Origin of the sequence: Streptacidiphilus jeojiensis (assembly GCF_042510965.1) — a bacterium.
In the GTDB taxonomy this organism is placed as follows: Bacteria; Actinomycetota; Actinomycetes; order Streptomycetales; family Streptomycetaceae; genus Streptacidiphilus; species Streptacidiphilus jeojiensis.
This window is the reverse complement of record NZ_JBEUKS010000021.1, coordinates 15215-30149: the sequence shown is the minus strand read 5'-3', so window position 1 is coordinate 30149 and position 14935 is coordinate 15215. Positions and strand designations below refer to the sequence as shown.

12 protein-coding genes are annotated in these 14935 nt (G+C 70.3%); 2 read left to right on the top strand and 10 right to left on the bottom strand.

Features of this window, described 5'->3' with window-relative positions:
• Nucleotides 1-45: 45 nt before the first annotated feature.
• The 3 genes from ABUW04_RS37775 to ABUW04_RS37765 are packed head-to-tail and all read right to left on the bottom strand — an operon-like array spanning nucleotide 46 to nucleotide 2751.
• Nucleotides 46-1044 (bottom strand): ABC transporter ATP-binding protein, encoded by a 999-nt coding sequence (locus tag ABUW04_RS37775; protein ID WP_380568823.1) that lies wholly within the window; start codon nucleotides 1042-1044, stop codon nucleotides 46-48.
• A 53-nt stretch (nucleotides 1045-1097) separates the two neighbouring features.
• Nucleotides 1098-1943, bottom strand: a complete 846-nt coding sequence (locus ABUW04_RS37770; RefSeq protein ID WP_380568822.1) for an ABC transporter permease — start codon at nucleotides 1941-1943, stop codon at nucleotides 1098-1100.
• Nucleotides 1936-2751, bottom strand: coding sequence for an ABC transporter permease (locus tag ABUW04_RS37765; RefSeq protein WP_380568911.1), 816 nt, complete (start codon nucleotides 2749-2751; stop codon nucleotides 1936-1938). Before ABUW04_RS37765 ends, ABUW04_RS37770 begins: the two co-directional genes overlap by 8 nt.
• A gap of 431 nt (nucleotides 2752-3182) precedes the next feature.
• Here ABUW04_RS37765 and ABUW04_RS37760 point away from each other — a divergent pair, with 431 nt between their 5' ends.
• Entirely contained in the window at nucleotides 3183-5576 is a 2394-nt protein-coding gene (locus ABUW04_RS37760) for a transglycosylase domain-containing protein (RefSeq protein ID WP_380568821.1), read from the top strand.
• Between the two features lie 33 nt (nucleotides 5577-5609).
• Here ABUW04_RS37760 and ABUW04_RS37755 read toward each other — a convergent pair whose 3' ends face one another.
• The 5 genes from ABUW04_RS37755 to ABUW04_RS37735 form a co-directional block, all read right to left on the bottom strand.
• Entirely contained in the window at nucleotides 5610-7433 is a 1824-nt protein-coding gene (locus ABUW04_RS37755; RefSeq protein WP_380568819.1) for an alkyl/aryl-sulfatase, read from the bottom strand.
• Between the two features lie 58 nt (nucleotides 7434-7491).
• Nucleotides 7492-7977, bottom strand: coding sequence for a hypothetical protein (locus ABUW04_RS37750; protein WP_380568818.1), 486 nt, complete (start codon nucleotides 7975-7977; stop codon nucleotides 7492-7494).
• A 433-nt stretch (nucleotides 7978-8410) separates the two neighbouring features.
• Nucleotides 8411-8875, bottom strand: coding sequence for a GNAT family N-acetyltransferase (locus ABUW04_RS37745; protein ID WP_380568817.1), 465 nt, complete (start codon nucleotides 8873-8875; stop codon nucleotides 8411-8413).
• A 26-nt stretch (nucleotides 8876-8901) separates the two neighbouring features.
• A complete protein-coding gene (locus tag ABUW04_RS37740) occupies nucleotides 8902-9204 on the bottom strand; it encodes a GroES family chaperonin (protein ID WP_084715071.1) in 303 nt (100 codons plus the stop codon).
• A 193-nt stretch (nucleotides 9205-9397) separates the two neighbouring features.
• The gene (locus ABUW04_RS37735) at nucleotides 9398-9748 is read right to left on the bottom strand and encodes a DUF3618 domain-containing protein (RefSeq protein WP_051726101.1); all 351 of its coding nucleotides are present in this window, start codon (nucleotides 9746-9748) and stop codon (nucleotides 9398-9400) included.
• 180 nt (nucleotides 9749-9928) lie between these two features.
• Between ABUW04_RS37735 and bcp the strand changes: the two genes are divergently transcribed.
• Nucleotides 9929-10408: a thioredoxin-dependent thiol peroxidase gene (gene bcp, locus ABUW04_RS37730; protein WP_030260472.1), complete on the top strand. Its 480-nt coding sequence runs from the start codon at nucleotides 9929-9931 to the stop codon at nucleotides 10406-10408.
• 87 nt (nucleotides 10409-10495) lie between these two features.
• Here the strand turns inward: bcp and ABUW04_RS37725 are convergent, their stop codons facing one another.
• Nucleotides 10496-12805 carry a glycosyl hydrolase family 18 protein gene (locus ABUW04_RS37725; protein ID WP_380568816.1) on the bottom strand — a complete coding sequence of 770 codons (2310 nt, stop codon included), beginning with the start codon at nucleotides 12803-12805 and terminating at the stop codon, nucleotides 10496-10498.
• A 209-nt stretch (nucleotides 12806-13014) separates the two neighbouring features.
• The gene (locus ABUW04_RS37720; protein WP_380568815.1) at nucleotides 13015-14562 is read right to left on the bottom strand and encodes a carbohydrate binding domain-containing protein; all 1548 of its coding nucleotides are present in this window, start codon (nucleotides 14560-14562) and stop codon (nucleotides 13015-13017) included.
• Nucleotides 14563-14935: the final 373 nt, after the last annotated feature.

The following is a 14935-nucleotide window of genomic DNA, read 5'->3' as shown; positions in this document are numbered from 1 at the left end:
GACCAATACAAGGAGTGGAGCCGCTTCAACAGGCTGCGGTCCCGATCACGCCCCGGCGACCGAGCCCTCCAGGCTGCGTTCTCCCTCCGTCGTGCCGCCGCCGTACATCCGGGCGATGACGTCCTCGATGGCCGGTTCCTTCACCGACAGGTCGACCAGGGGGTAGCGGGCCGCGATGGCCGCCACCAGCGGGGCCGCGCTGTCGGTGGCCGGGAAGGCGAGCCACTGGCGCGGGCCCTCCATCCGGACCACGCGGGCGCCGGGGATGCTGATGGGGTCCGGTTCCGGGGCGGCCAGGTCGACCACCAGGGTCCGCTCGCTGCCGCCGACGTTGTGCAGCCCCTCCAGGCCGCCGTCGTAGACCACCCGGCCGTGGTCGATCACCATCACCCGCGAGCACAGCCGCTCGATGTCGGTGAGGTCGTGCGTGGTGAGCAGTACCGTGGTGCCCGACTCCGCGTTGATCTCCGCCAGGAACTCGCGGACCCGGTTCTTACTGACCACGTCCAGGCCGATGGTCGGCTCGTCCAGGTAGAGCACGTCCGGGTCGTGCAGCAGCGCCGCCGCGATGTCGCCGCGCATCCGCTGGCCCAGCGACAGCTGACGCACCGGCACGTCCAGCAGCGGTCCGAGTTCCAGCAGGTCGATGCAGCGGTCCAGGTTGCGCCGGTAGCGGGCGTCCTCGATCCGGTAGATCCGCCGCGCCAGCTCGTAGGAGTCGCGCAGCGGCAGGTCCCACCACAGGGTGGTGCGCTGCCCGAAGACCACCCCGATCCGCCGGGCCAGCCGGACCCGCTCCCGGGAGGGGTCGGCGCCGGCCACCCGCAGCCGCCCCTCGCTGGGGACCAGGATCCCGGTCAGCATCTTGATGGTGGTGGACTTCCCCGCGCCGTTGGGGCCGATGTAGCCGACCATCTCCCCCGCCGCGACCTCGAAGCTGAGCCCGTCCACGGCCCGCACCTCGCTGCGCTCCCGCTTCAGCCGCCCCACCTTGCGCCGTACGGTGAAGGTCCTGGCCACGTCCTCGACCTCGATGATTGCCATGCCGTCGGTTCCTCTCGCTAGGGAGCCCTGTGGTCCCGTGTGCTGATGGATCGTCAACTTCCGGTACTGCGGTACGAGCGGATCCCGGCCCGCCAGGCAAGACCGGCCGCCGCCGCGCACAGCAGCGCGGCCAGAGGCGAGGCGAAGCGGAACCAGCCGGGCACCCCGATCGGGTCGGGCAGGCCCAGCAGGTAGAGCGCCGGCAGCCAGTTCACGAACGCCAGCGGGATCCCGTAGACCGCGCCGCGCACCAGGTCGCGGGCGAACACCGAGGGCGGGTACTGGAGCATGGTCGCGCCGCCGTAGGTCACCGAGTTCTGCACCTCGGCCGCGTCCGTGGCGAAGAACTGGAAGGCGGCGCCGGCGACGAAGACCGACCCGAAGATCACCGTTCCGCACACCACCAGCACGGCCATCACCAGCAGCTTGGGACCGGTCCAGTCCAGCTGCAGCTCCCACAGCGACCAGCCCAGCACCAGCAGGTTCTGCACCACCCGACCGGCCCGGCGCAGCGCGAAGCGGTCCGCGCTCAGCTGCGCCAGCGCCGCGGCCGGACGGACCAGCACCGTGTCCACCGAGCCGTCGCGGACCCGCTGGCCCAGCTGGTCCAGGCTGCCCACCAGCAGGTCGGCCAGACCCAGCGTCAGACCGGAGGTGCCGTACAGGAAGGCGACCTGCGGCAGAGTCCAGCCGCCCAGGGTCGTGGTGTGCTGGAACATCACCGCGATGACCACGAAGTCCAGCAGCGAGGTGACCGCGTTGCCGACGGTGGTGATCCAGAACGAGGCCCGGTAGGCCAGCGAGGCCCGCAGCCACATCCCGGCGACCAGCCGGTACGCCCGCAGCGCCTCCCGGGTCCGCCCGTACCAGGGCGGCGGAACGCTCAGCGACTCAGCCACCCTGCACCACCACCTTCCGCACCACCGCGCGCTGGAGCAGTTGCCCGGCCCCCAGCAGCAGCCCGGCCCAGCCCAGCTGCAGCAGCAGCCCCTGCGCCAGCGCCGCACCGGTGCGGCGCTGCAGGAACACGTCCAGCGGGATCTGCACCATCGCCGCCCAGGGCAGCTGCTGCGCCACCGCCGCCAGCGTCGACGGCAGCAGCGACAGCGGCAGCAGGAAGCCGGAGAAGAACATCCCCAGCACCACCGTCACCTGCCGCACCCCGCGCGGATCCATCGACCAGAAGCCGGTGAGCGCGGCCAGGTAGCGCAGCAGGAAGCTGACAGTCACCGCGAGGGCGACCGAGACCGTCGCCCCGGCCCAGGTCAGCGCCTGGGCCGCCGGGCTTCCGGCCGGCATCCGCAGGTGGAAGAACAGGCCGCCGACCAGCAGCGGCACGATCCCCCGGCTGAGCAGGTGGTAGCCGGCCCGGCCGAGGTCGGCCGACAGCCACCACAGCTGCTGGTCCACCGGGCGGTAGAGGTCCACGGCGATGTCGCCGTTGACGATCCTGGCCTCGATGTCGTCCTGGACGCCGCCGCCCATCGCCGCGATCGGCATCAGCAGCGCCTGGCCCAGCCAGACGTAGGTGAGCGCGGCGCTGAGGTCGTAGCCGCCCAGGTGCGGACGGATCTGCCAGAGCGCCTGGTAGGTGTAGGCGATGAAGAACCCGAAGACGGTGTTGGTGAAGACGCCCGCCCAGGTGGCGGCGCGGTACCCGGCGTAGCGCCGGAAGCTGCCCCGGGCCACCGCGGCGTACAGCCGCAGCGAGCCGCCGGGGCGGCCCGGGAGGGTCCGGAACGGGGTCGGATCAGGGGGATGGGCCAGGGCGAGTGACTGGGCCACAGGCGTGTCCTTCCTTCAGTAGTCGATTTGTCGACATGGCGCAGCCCACTGCCACCACGGCGTGCGGGAACGCCAAACAGGCCCCTTCCGCGGACACCCGGGGGGTGTGCGCAAGGGGCTTCACGTCGATATGGGGTTGTCAGGCCAGCGTAGCGACCGTCACGACCCGGTGTCTCCGATTAGTCGGAGTACCGGCGCGCCACAAACGGCCCTATCCATGCCTGTCGACGGCCGTCCGGCCGACCGGTAAGGCAGTGTGGAACCAGATCCTGCGCAAAGCGCGTCTTAAGGATATTGAGCACAAAGTCGGACACGCGTCGCGCGCGTGACCAGGGACAAGGAGCAGGACGCGGATGAGCAGCGACCCGAAGGGACCTCAGGGAGAGGGCTGGGGCCCCGCCGGAGGCGACGACCCGGACGGTCCCGCCCATCCCATGGACCCGGACACGCTGGAGGCCGAGGACCGCGCCCAGGGCGGCGGCATGGGAGCCGGCTTCCTCGACCGCCGCCGCGCCAAGAAGCAGGCCCGCAAGGCCGCCCGCAAGGCCAAGCCCTGGTGGCGCCGGGCCATCCCCACCTGGCGGATGGCCGTGGGCGGGCTGGCCGGCCTGCTGCTGCTCCTGGTCGGCGCCTTCGTCGTGATGTACATGACGGTCCAGGTGCCCGACCCCAACGCCGCCGCCACCGCGCAGAGCAACGTCTACTACTACGCCGACGGCAAGACCGAGCTCGGCCGCACCGGCGAGACCAACCGGATCTCGGTGCCGATCGACCAGATCGCGCTGAACATGCAGCACGCCGCGGTCTCCGCCGAGGACCGCACCTTCTACACCAACCAGGGCGTCAGCATCAGGGGCACCATCCGCGCCGCCTGGCAGACCGTCACCGGCAACGGCCTCCAGGGCGGATCCACCATCACCCAGCAGTACGTCAAGAACTACTACCTGACCCAGGACCAGACGGTCACCCGCAAGGTCAAGGAGTTCTTCATCTCGCTCAAGGTCGACCAGACCGAGAGCAAGAACGACATCATGGCCGGCTACCTCAACACCAGCTACTTCGGCCGCAACGCCTACGGCATCCAGGCCGCCGCCCAGGCCTACTACGGGATCAACGCGGCCCAGCTGGACGTCCCGCAGTCGGCCTACCTCGCCGCCCTGCTGCAGGCACCCAGCGCCTACGACGTCGGCACCGCCACCACGGCCGGCAAGGCCGCCGCCGTGGCCCGCTGGAACTACGTCCTGGACGGCATGGTCAAGCTCGGCTGGGTCAGCCAGAGCGACCGCAACGCGATGACCTTCCCCAGGACCAAGGCGCCCGGCGCCACCCCCGGCGTCAGCGGGCAGGCCGGCTACCTGATCGACATCGCCGACCAGTACCTCAACGACAACGACATCATCACCGCGGCCCAGCTCAACGCCGGCGGCTGGAAGATCACCACCACCTTCGTCAAGCAGAACCAGGACCAGCTGGTCGCGGCCGTCAAGAAGGAGTTCACCGACCAGCTGCCGAACACCGCCAAGGCCAAGGACGTCCGCGCCGCCGCCGGCTCCGTCGACCCCACCACCGGCAAGCTGGTCGCCGCGTACGGCGGACCCGACTACGCCACCCAGCAGTTCAACGACGCCACCCGCACCGACATCCAGGTCGGCTCCACCTTCAAGGCCTTCGACCTGGCCGCCGGGCTGCAGAACAACGCCAAGACCCAGGACGGCCGGGCGATCACCCCGTACACCTACTACGACGGCACCAGCGGACGCAGCGTCCAGGGCCTGCCGGCCGGCCAGCACTACGCCCCGCCCAACGAGGACGACCAGGACTACGGCGAGATCACCCTCACCTACGCCATGAAGAAGTCGGTCAACTCGGTGTACGCGCAGGAGGCCGTCGACGCCGGCCTGGACAACGTCCGGAAGACCGCCATCGCCGCCGGGCTGCCCGCCGACACCCCCGACATGAGCGCGAGCAACCCCGCCCTGGCCCTCGGCGTGGCCACCCCCAGCGCCGTCGAGATGGCCGGCGCCTACGCCACCATCGACAACCACGGGGAGCAGATCACCCCCTGGTCGGTCCAGGCGCTCAGCCGCAACGGCACCAACAGGGCGCTGCCCGCGCACCAGACCACGGTGGCCTTCGACCGCACCACCGCCGACGCCGTCACCTCGGTCCTGGAGGGCGTCGTCAGCCCCACCGGCACCGGCTACGTGGCCCTCGACCTGAACCGTCCCGCGGCCGGCAAGACCGGCACCACCGACGACAACAAGTCGGCCTGGTTCATCGGCTACACCCCGCAGCTGGTCACCTCGGTCGGCCTGTTCGCCGAGGACTCCACCACCCACGCCAGGCTCTCGCTGGGCGACGCGGCCGGGGTCACCCGGGTCAACGGCGGGTCCTTCCCGGCCCAGATCTGGACCGACTACATGACCTCGGCGCTGCAGGGCCAGCCGGTCCAGCAGTTCGACCTGAACACCTCGATCGTCGACAACAGCAGCCCGGCCGCCTCGGCCAGTGCCACCGCCCCGGCCACCACCCCGGCGGCCGGCAGCACCGCCCCGGTCGCCCCGGCGTCCACCACCCCGGCGGCGAGCCTGTCCCCGTCGACCGCCCCCAGCACCGCGGCGTCCAGCAGCGGGTCGAGCCCGAGCGCCTCCACCGGCACCAGCTCCAGCAGTACCGGCGGGGCGACACCCTCGGGCATCAGCCTGCCCAGCTTCGCCACGGCCTCCACCCGGGCCGGGAACCAGTAGTTCTTGGTCCCCGCGCCCAGGACGTGACGATGCTCAGGGCGTGACGATGGCGAAGTCGGGGTCCGGGCTGTCCAGCAGGGCGAGCAGCCGGCCCAGGACGGCGACGTCCCCGGTGACCGCGACGCCGTCCAGGCCCCGGCCGGCCAGCGCGCCCAGCAGCTGCGGCTTGGTCAGCGCCAGCGTCAGCCCCGGGACGGCCTCGCCCGGGGCCGGGGTTCCGGTGCGGCGGCTGCGGTGGATCAGCGCGCCGTTGGACAGCTCCAGCCGCCAGGTGTGGCCCTCGTCGGTGAGCTCCAGGTCGATGACGGCGACGGCGTCCCAGGCCCGCGGGCCGTCGACGCGTACCGCCAGCGAGTCGATGAGCTGGTCCACCGTCAGGGCGCCGGCCAGCTCCGCGTTGGCCAGGTCGAGGGAGGTGCGGGGCACGCCGTCGCGCAGCTCGCGGGCGCCCATCAGGAAGAAGTTCCGCCAGGGCCCGTTCTCGGCGCCGTACCCGAGCCTGTCGTAGACCGCGGCCAGCGCCTGGCGGGCCGCGGTGTGGTCGGGCCGGGCGAACACCGCGTGGTTGAGCAGCGTCGCGGCGAACCGCAGGTCACCGTCCTCGGCGTAGGCCAGCCCCTGCGCCACGGCGCTCTCGATGCCCCCGGCGACGGCGATGTAGCGCTTGGCCTGCTCGACCGGGGGGTGCTCCCACAGATGCGCCGGGTTGCCGTCGAACCAGCCCATGTAGCGCTGGTAGATCGCCTTGACGTTGTGGCTGGTGGAGCCGTAGTAGCCGCGGTTGGCCCACCCCTGCAGCCCCGGCGGCAGCTCCAGCTCCTCGGCGATCTCACTGCCGGTCAGCCCCTGGTTGAGCAGCCGCAGGGTCTGGTCGTGCAGATAGGCGTACAGGTCGCGCTGCGAGGCCAGCAGCGCGGTGATCCGCTCGGTGCCCCAGGTGGGCCAGTGGTGCGAGGCGAAGGCCACGTCGGTCGCGGAGCCGAACAGGGTGATCGCCTCGTCCAGGTAGTGCGCCCAGATCCGGGCGTCGCGCACCACCGCTCCGCGCAGGGTCAGGATGTTGTGCATGTTGTGGGTGGCGTTCTCGGCCATGCACAGCGCCCGGTGGTCGGGGAAGTGGAAGTTCATCTCCGAGGGCGCCTCGGTGCCCGGGGTCAGGTGGAAGACGATCCGCACCCCGTCCACCGTCTCCTGCTGACCCGTCCGGGTGATGTCCAGCGTCGGCGGGATCAGCGTGACCGTGCCCACCGACGTGGTCTGGCCCAGCCCAGCGCCGATCTGCCCGTCCGGGGCCTTGGGCAGCTCGGCGCCGTACATGTAGACCGACCTGCGGGTCATCGCCCCGCCCGCGTAGACGTTCTCGGCCACAGAGTGCTCCAGGAACCCGGCCGGGGCGATCACCGGGACCGGGGCGTGGCCGTGCGGCAGGACGCCGCGGGCACCGCCGAAGTGGTCGGCGTGGGAGTGCGTGTAGATCAGCCCGGTGACCGGGCGGTCGCCGCGGTTCCTGCGGTACAGCTCCAGCGCGGCCGCCGCCGTCTCGGCGGAGATCAGCGGGTCGATGACGACGACCCCGGTCTCCCCCTCGACCAGGGTCATGTTGGACAGGTCGAGCCCGCGCACCTGGTAGATGCCGTCGGTGACCCGGTAGAAGCCCTGACGGGACGCCAGCCGACCCTGCCGCCACAGGCTCGGGTTGGCCGTCTCCGGACACTCCTCGGCGAGGAAGCCGTACGCGTCGTTGTCCCAGACCACCCGCCCGTCCGCAGCCCTGACCACACCCGGACTCAGCGCGTCCAGAAACCCGCGGTCGGCATCCTCGAAGTCACGGTTGTCCGAGAAGTCCAAGTTGTCCATGCACCAGATATAGCCCAGCCGAAGCAGAGCGGCACGGCACGACCCAGCCTCGTCGGGGTCAGTAGTGCCAGTGGTAGCGACCCGACTCCAGGACGCAGGTGAGCGTGTTGCCGTGGACGTCCACCGTGGTCAGCCCGGCGTCGGCGTCGGGGCAGTACTCCCCCGCACGGTAGTAGCCCCCGTTCGGCGTCAGGATCGGCGCGTTCGGTGCCGGCGCGGGTGAGGACGGCTGGCCGCCGCCACCGCCGCCGCCTCCACCTCCACCGCCACCCGCAGCGGCCAGCTGCGCTCCGGTGATGTGCCCGGCGCTCACGGTGTAGCTGCCGGTGTAGACCTGATCCGATCCATCGGACTGGACCGCGTCGAGACGCACGGAGACGGTCTCGCCCTGGCTCCCGGTGACCGTGAGCGTGTCGCCGGCGGTACCGGCGAAGCCGTTGACGAATGCGCCGTAACTGGAGTCGAGATTGTCACCACCGAGATTCCAGGCGGTGCGGTAGTCGCGCGCATTGATCGCGGCGTAGTAGGCGTTCACGACCTCCACGGCGCTCATCGTGTTGACCGGGGCAGGGGCCCGGGTGGTCGGGGGCGGGGACGTTGGAGTGGGGGTAGGTGTGGGAGTAGGAGTGGGCACTCTGGACGGGGTGGTGCTGACGGGAGACGTCGCGGACGTGGTCGGCGTCAGGCTCTGCGTCGGAGTGGCGAAAACGGTGGTGACCACAGTAGAAGGCGCGGCAGTTGGTTGACTCGAAGACGAGCAGCCTGCGACCACGGCCGCTGCGAGGCCGACGAGCACTGCTGGAAGTACGTGACGCACAGCGTCACCTCCGCGAGGTTTTCCCCCGTCCGTCCATCATCCGCCCCCGCTCCGATCCCCGCGCGGGCTGCGCCTGGACCCCGGCACACCCCCGACCGACCCGGTCACGGCACGCTCACCCGAAACTGGCCCCGAGACGCCCCTGGTCCACTACGGTTGCTCAGCTCTCCGGGAGCAGCAGTTCACCCACGACCCTGCCGCGGTTCCTTTGGCCGGTCGCGCGGAAGCCGAGGCGCAGATAGAACTGTTCGGGGCTGTTCTCGCCCGGCACCCACAACACCGTCAGCCGACGCTGCCCGCGGCGGCGGGCCTCCTGGACCACCGCCTCCACCGCGAAGTGCCCGTAACCCCGGCCCTGCTTGCCGGCCGCGATGTTCAGGCGCCAGATTCGGCAGCGGAACTCGTCGACCGGGCTCCGGGGGTCGAACTCACCCATGACAAAACCCACGAGCTCGTCGGCGTCGAAGATCAGCCGGGGCCAGGTGGTCTCAGGGTTCACATAGGCATCCGCGAGGGACCACGCGACCGGGTCCACCAGATGCTCCTGGTCAGGCTGCACCCTCAACCGGCAAGCAGCGCCGACGTTGTCCGAGTTGACCGCTTCCAGACGCAGCGACGAAGTCATCCGGCCCCCCTCCTCGTCATGGACCGTCAGAGGTAGAGCCCGGTGGAGCCGGTCGCGTCGCCCACCCGCTCGGCTGCCACCGCGTGTACGTCGCGCTCCCGTAGGAGGACGTAGAGTTCGCCCCTGACCTCGACCTCGGAGCGGTCCTCGGGGTCGTAGAGCACCCGGTCACCGGGCTCGATCGAACGCACGTTCTGACCGATTGCGACGACCTTCGCCCAGGCGCACCGCTTGCTCAGCTCGGCGGTCGCCGGGATCAGGATGCCGCCAGTGGAGCGGCGATCGCCCTCGGGGCCGTCCGTGCGGACCAGCACCCGGTCGTGCAGCATCCGGATGGGCAGCTTCTCTCCGAAGGATTCGGACGCGGGGGCAGACGATTCACTCACCCCAGGACCGTACACCGCCGCGCCGACGGCGGCCGACCCGCGGGCGCACCCCGTCGGACCGGCGGCGCCACCCCCACCGGACGACCCCGCGCCACTCCCCCGCGCCACCCCCTCGCGGGGGCCGTCGACTCCGGAACTACTTGCGGCGGCGCAGCAGGACCAGCCCCACCACGACCGCCCCGGCGACGGCCGCCACCGGCACGATCCGCTCCTTGCGCGGATTGCCCTTCTCGTCCACGAACTGGGCCCGCACCTGCTCGACGCCCCGGTTGGCCGCCACGAAGGCCTGCCCCACCGTGCGGTCCACGACCGCCTTGGCGTCGGCCTTGGCCTTGCCCACGATCGTGGACGGGTGCACCGCCACGGCCAGCTCGTCCAGCGTCGCCGCCAGCTGCTTCCGGGTCCGGATGATGTCCGCCTCGATCTGCGCGGCGGAACGCCCGTCCGGGCCGCTGTCCTTGCCCCTCGTGCCGACGACCTCGCCCACGAGTCCACCTTCCTCCGCTACCCGCTCCACCTGTGCACCTGACGGACAGTTTGGCAGGTCCCGTCACGCCGCGCGCAGCGGCACCCCGGTCTCCCGCCGCACTGTCGCACCCGGGCGGTACGTTCTTCTGGGCACGACCTTCCCCGCCCCCGTAAGAGTCACGCACCAGCAGGAGCACCCATGACGGACCAGCAGACCAAGCTGCAGGCCGGCGACACCGCCCCGGCCTTCACCCTCCCGGACGCCGACGGCAAGCCGGTCTCCCTGGCCGACCACCTCGGCCGCAAGGTCGTCGTCTACTTCTACCCGGCCGCGCTCACCCCCGGCTGCACCAAGCAGGCCTGCGACTTCACCGACAACCTGGACCTGCTCGCGAGCGCCGGCTACGACGTGATCGGCGTCTCCCCGGACAAGCCCGAGAAGCTCGGCAAGTTCCGCGAGAAGGAGCACCTCAAGGTCACCCTGGTGGCGGACCCCGAGAAGGAGGTACTGAAGGCGTACGGGGCCTTCGGCGAGAAGACCATGTACGGGAAGACCGTCACCGGCGTGATCCGCTCCACCTTCGTCGTGGACGAGGCCGGCAAGGTCGAGCACGCCTTCTACAACGTCAAGGCCACCGGGCACGTCGCCAAGCTGATCCGCGACCTCAAGATCGGCTGACACTCCGGTCGACTCGGGCCCCCGGACACGGCGAGGGGCGGCACACCCGTCCGGGTGCACCGCCCCTCCCTGCGCCGAACCGCTCGGCTACTGCATGGAGCTGTTCATCGTGTTGATCAGCGAGCCGCTGGCGTCGTCACCCTCGAAGGAGAAGGCGAAGATGCCGCCCAGCCCCTTCGACGTGGCGTAGGCGCCGCGCGCGGTGATCGCCTGCGGGGTGTCGCCGGTGTAGAAGTTGGTGCCGTCGTAGATCCAGGAGCTCTGCGTGGTCGCGTCCCAGTGGACGGTGCTGCCGGTGGTCACACCCTTGGCCACCAGCTCCTTCCAGTCCGCGATGCCCGCCTGCTGGGTGTAGGTCTGCGCCGGGCTGGCCCCGGTCGCCGACTGGTAGAGGCCGTAGTTGCTGCCGGCCGGCACCCCGGTCCAGCCGCGGAAGTAGAACGGCACGCCCAGCACCAGCTTGCTCGCCGGGAAGCCGCCGGTGATCCCGTACGCCGAGGAACCGGTGGTGTAGGCCTTGATGGTGTTGTCGATGTTGTACTTCTCGGTCCCGGGCGCGATCACCGCACTCGGGTCGGCGGAGGTGTCGTGGATCGGGTCCTGGAAGTTGGTCGGACCGGTCGACTCCCAGGCACCGTGCATGTCGTAGCTCATGATGTTGCCGTAGTCCAGGGACTGGGCGATCTGCGCGGGCTGGATCAGCGCGATCTTGTCCTGGCCGCTGGGCAGCGCCGCGGTCAGCAGGTAGTGCTTGCCGATGCTCGCGCCGTAGGCGTCCAGCTCGCTGCGGAACTCGGCCAGCAGCGCCGTGTAGTTGGCGGTGTCGGCGGCCGAGGTGTGGTTGCCGGTGTGGCCGCCGGCCGAGGCCGGGTACTCCCAGTCGATGTCGATGCCGTCGAACAGCCCCGCGATGGCGGCGGTGCCGCCGGAGGCGTCACCGGAGACACCGGTCGGCAGGTTGCCCTTGATGAACATGTTGATGCAGGAGGAGACGAAGGCCTTCCTGGAGGCGTCGGTGGCCGCCGCGTCCGAGAAGTACTTGGAGTAGGTCCAGCCGCCGATGGAGAGGGTGAACCGCAGGTTGGGGTACTTCGCCTTCAGTTCCCGCAGCTGGTTGAAGTTGCCCTTGATCGGCTGCGACCAGGTGTCCGACGAACCGTCGACGCTGATGTCGCTGGTGTAGGACTTCTGGTAGTCGGCGAAGGCGTCGCCCGCACCGTCACCCGCGCTGGCGTCGGACTCGTTGGTGGAGTCGCTGGCCTTGACCGCCTCGAAGCAGGTGTGCGCGGTGGGGTCGATGTTCTCGAACGCGTAGGTGATCACCTTGGTGTTCGCCGCCGCGCCCGAGGTCCCCACGTTCTTCGGGTAGTAGGCGTTGCCGTAGATCGACCACTGGTCGAAGTACGCCGACTTCATCGCACCCGTCGCCGCGCCGGCCGTGGTCGCCGAGACCGCACCGGACTGCGCCGAGGAGTGGCCGTCCTTGTCGTAGCCCTGGACGGTGAAGGAGTAGGCGGTGTTCGGCAGCAGCGAGCTGACGGTCACCGAGGTGCCCATCGAGGTCGCCACCAGGTTGGAACCCGAGTAGACGTAGTAGCCGGGGGTGTCCCCGGTCTGGGAGTTGTCCGTGGACGCCGCCCAGGAGAGGGTCACCGCGGTGTTGGTGACCTTCGCGGTGACCCCGGTCGGGGTGCTCACCAGGCCGTCGCCGGTCGGACCGCTGCCGGTGCCGGTGGTGGCGGTGCTGCTCGGCGACGCCGAGGCGCTGGCCGAGGCGGACGCGGAGGCGCTCGCGCTGGCACTCGGGCTGGCGCTCGCCGATGGCGAGGAGGAGGCACTGGCGGACGCCGAGGCGGAAGCCGAAGCACTGGCCGACGCACTGGCCGAGGGGCTGCTGGTGCTGGTCCCGCCCGGGCCGGTCAGCGTCACGTCGTCGGCGTGGTACGAGCCCTGCCCGTACCAGCCGTGCACGTACACCTGCACCGAGGTGGTCGCCGAGCCGGTGGTGAACGAGGTCGACAGCTGCTGCCAACTGGTCGCGCTCGGCGTCCAGTTGCTTGCGGTCACGCCGGTGCCGGTGGCACCGAGGTAGACGTAGGCACCCTCGACGTAGCCGGACAGGCTGTACGTGGTGTTGGGGAGCACCGTCACGGTCTGCGTGCACTGCGCGTCGTCCGAGCTGGACGCCGCACCGAGCAGCGAGTACGAGCCGGCGTGCACCGGCGAGGTCACCACGCTGCCCAGCGAGCAGGTCCAGCCGCTGAGGCTGCCGGTCTCGAAGTCGCCGTTGGTCAGCAGATTGGTGGATGCGGCACTGGCCCCGGTGACGGTCGTGGCGAGCGCGGCGGAACCGGCTATCAGCACCGTCGCAGTGGCGAGCGCGGTGCCGCGCCTCATCCCTCGCCTTCCGGCGCGGGGGGTGGACGGGACGCGTTCTGGCATGAAAGGGCTCCTGGAGGAGATGGGTTGTGGGGGAAACACCCGCGCCGGACTGTGAGCACGACATGCGCAGAGCGTTGTGGGGGTGCATGACGCGGCCCGGCGCGGGTGGAACATGGGGGCTGACGGACGGACGGCTGACGTGGAGTCAGCCGTCGAACCGCTTCTCAGCCGTTGAACTGGGTGAGGATCTTCGTGAAGTCGTAGGCGTTCTGGGTCACGCTGCTGCACGCCCCGTCGGCCCAGTTGTGCACCACGCTCGGGTCGCAGGCGCGGTCCCGGTTGACGTCCCAGTAGGAGAACGCCGCTGCGTGGTTGGCCTGCACGAAGCCGAGCAGGTCGGTGAAGGTCGACTGGGTGAACAGCTCGCTGGGCTGGTCGGTGTGACCGTTCATCAGCTGCACGCTGAGGTGCGCCCAGGCGGTGGCGGCGTCCCAGCCGTAGAGCTTCTCCAGCTGCGCGACCACGTCGTTGGCCACGGTCTCGGCGGCGGCGGTCTCGGTGCCGGCGCTCAGTCCGAAGTCGAAGTCCATGATGTTGACCCGGTCGATCCGGGCCCCGTCGTTGATCGCCTGCTGGATCTCGTCCCGGCCGGTGTCCGGGAGCCCGATGGTGGTCATCGGGATCGTCAGCGTCACCTTCAGGCTGGGGTTGGCCGCCTCGAGCTGCTTGATGGCGCCCCAGCGGACCGCCATGTTGGCGTCCAGGCTGCCGTTCTCCCAGTCCAGGTCGATCCGGGTGAGCTTGTACTTGTTGATCACCTGCTGGTACGCCGCGGCCAGCGCGGACGAGCTGCCGCAGCTGGTGCCCAGCTCGGTACCGTTGTAGCCGCCGAAGGACACCGCGACATCGCCGCCGGCCGCGCGGGCGGCGTTCACGTCCGCCAGCACGGCGGTGTCGGAGGCGACGGTGGAGGAGGCGCTGCCGTCCCAAGCGGGGGTGCAGCCGCCGGAGTCCAGCACGAAGGCGAACAGGAACTCGTTCTCACCGGAGTTGGTGATCACGTCGGAGATCGACTGCGGGCTGTTGTCCAGCGGCATCATGTAGACCGGGTGCCGGAACCCGGTGTCGGCGGGCGGCGTGGTCGCCGTCGCGGTGGGGCTCGCGCTGGCGGTGGGGCTGGCGCTGGCCGTCGGGCTGGCGCTCGCTGTGGGGCTGGAACTGGCCGTCGCCGTGGGCGTGGAGGTCGTCCCCCCGGCCGGCGGCCCGCTCAAGGAGAGCTCGTCGGCCCCGAAGGCCGCCTGCCCGTACCACCCGTGCACGTACACCTGCACCGAGGTGGTGCTGGCACCGGTGGTGAACGTCGTCGACAGCGTCTGCCAACTCGTGGCGCTGGGAGTCCAGTTGCTCGCGGTCACGCCCGTGCCGGTGGCCCCGAGGTAGACGTAGCTCCCCTCCACCTGCCCGCTCAGCGTGTACGTCGAGTTGGGCGCGACCGTGACCGTCTGCGCGCACTGCGCGAAGTCCGACCCGGCCGGCGTACCGGACAGCGCGTACGAGCCCGCCGCAACCGGGCTCGTCACCACCTTGTCCGCCGTCGAACAGGTCCAACCGCTCAGGCTCCCGCTCTCGAACCCGGGGTTGACCAGCAACTGTGCCGTACTCGCCTGGGCACTCCCGCCGACGGTGAGCAAGCCGCCGGCCGCCAGCAGCGCGCCGCAACACGCCGCCACCAGTACCCGCCGGGCCCCCGTCTGTGTGGGCCTACCGACCATCTCTGCCTCCGCAACATGAACCATCCGTGACTGACACCTGCGGACCTGCTGCGGCAGTCGGATCCGAGACCCCCACACGACTCCCGGGTAACCACCGTTGTTGACGGATAAATTGGCCTGGACCATCCCCGCCCGTCAAGACCCCATTCAGCAACACATCACTTAAGTTCCCTTAAGGTTCAACAGATGGCCAGCTCAGGGCCCCAGTCCTCCAAAGTGGCCTAGTCCTATTGGTCTCAACCACAACCATGCTCACGCCACCCACACCTCCCATGGCATGTGATCCACCTCACACCTCGAACGGCGTAACCCACCCGTTCCCCCCTCGTTGACCCATACGAACCCAAAGCACCGCCCACTCGGCAGACGACGC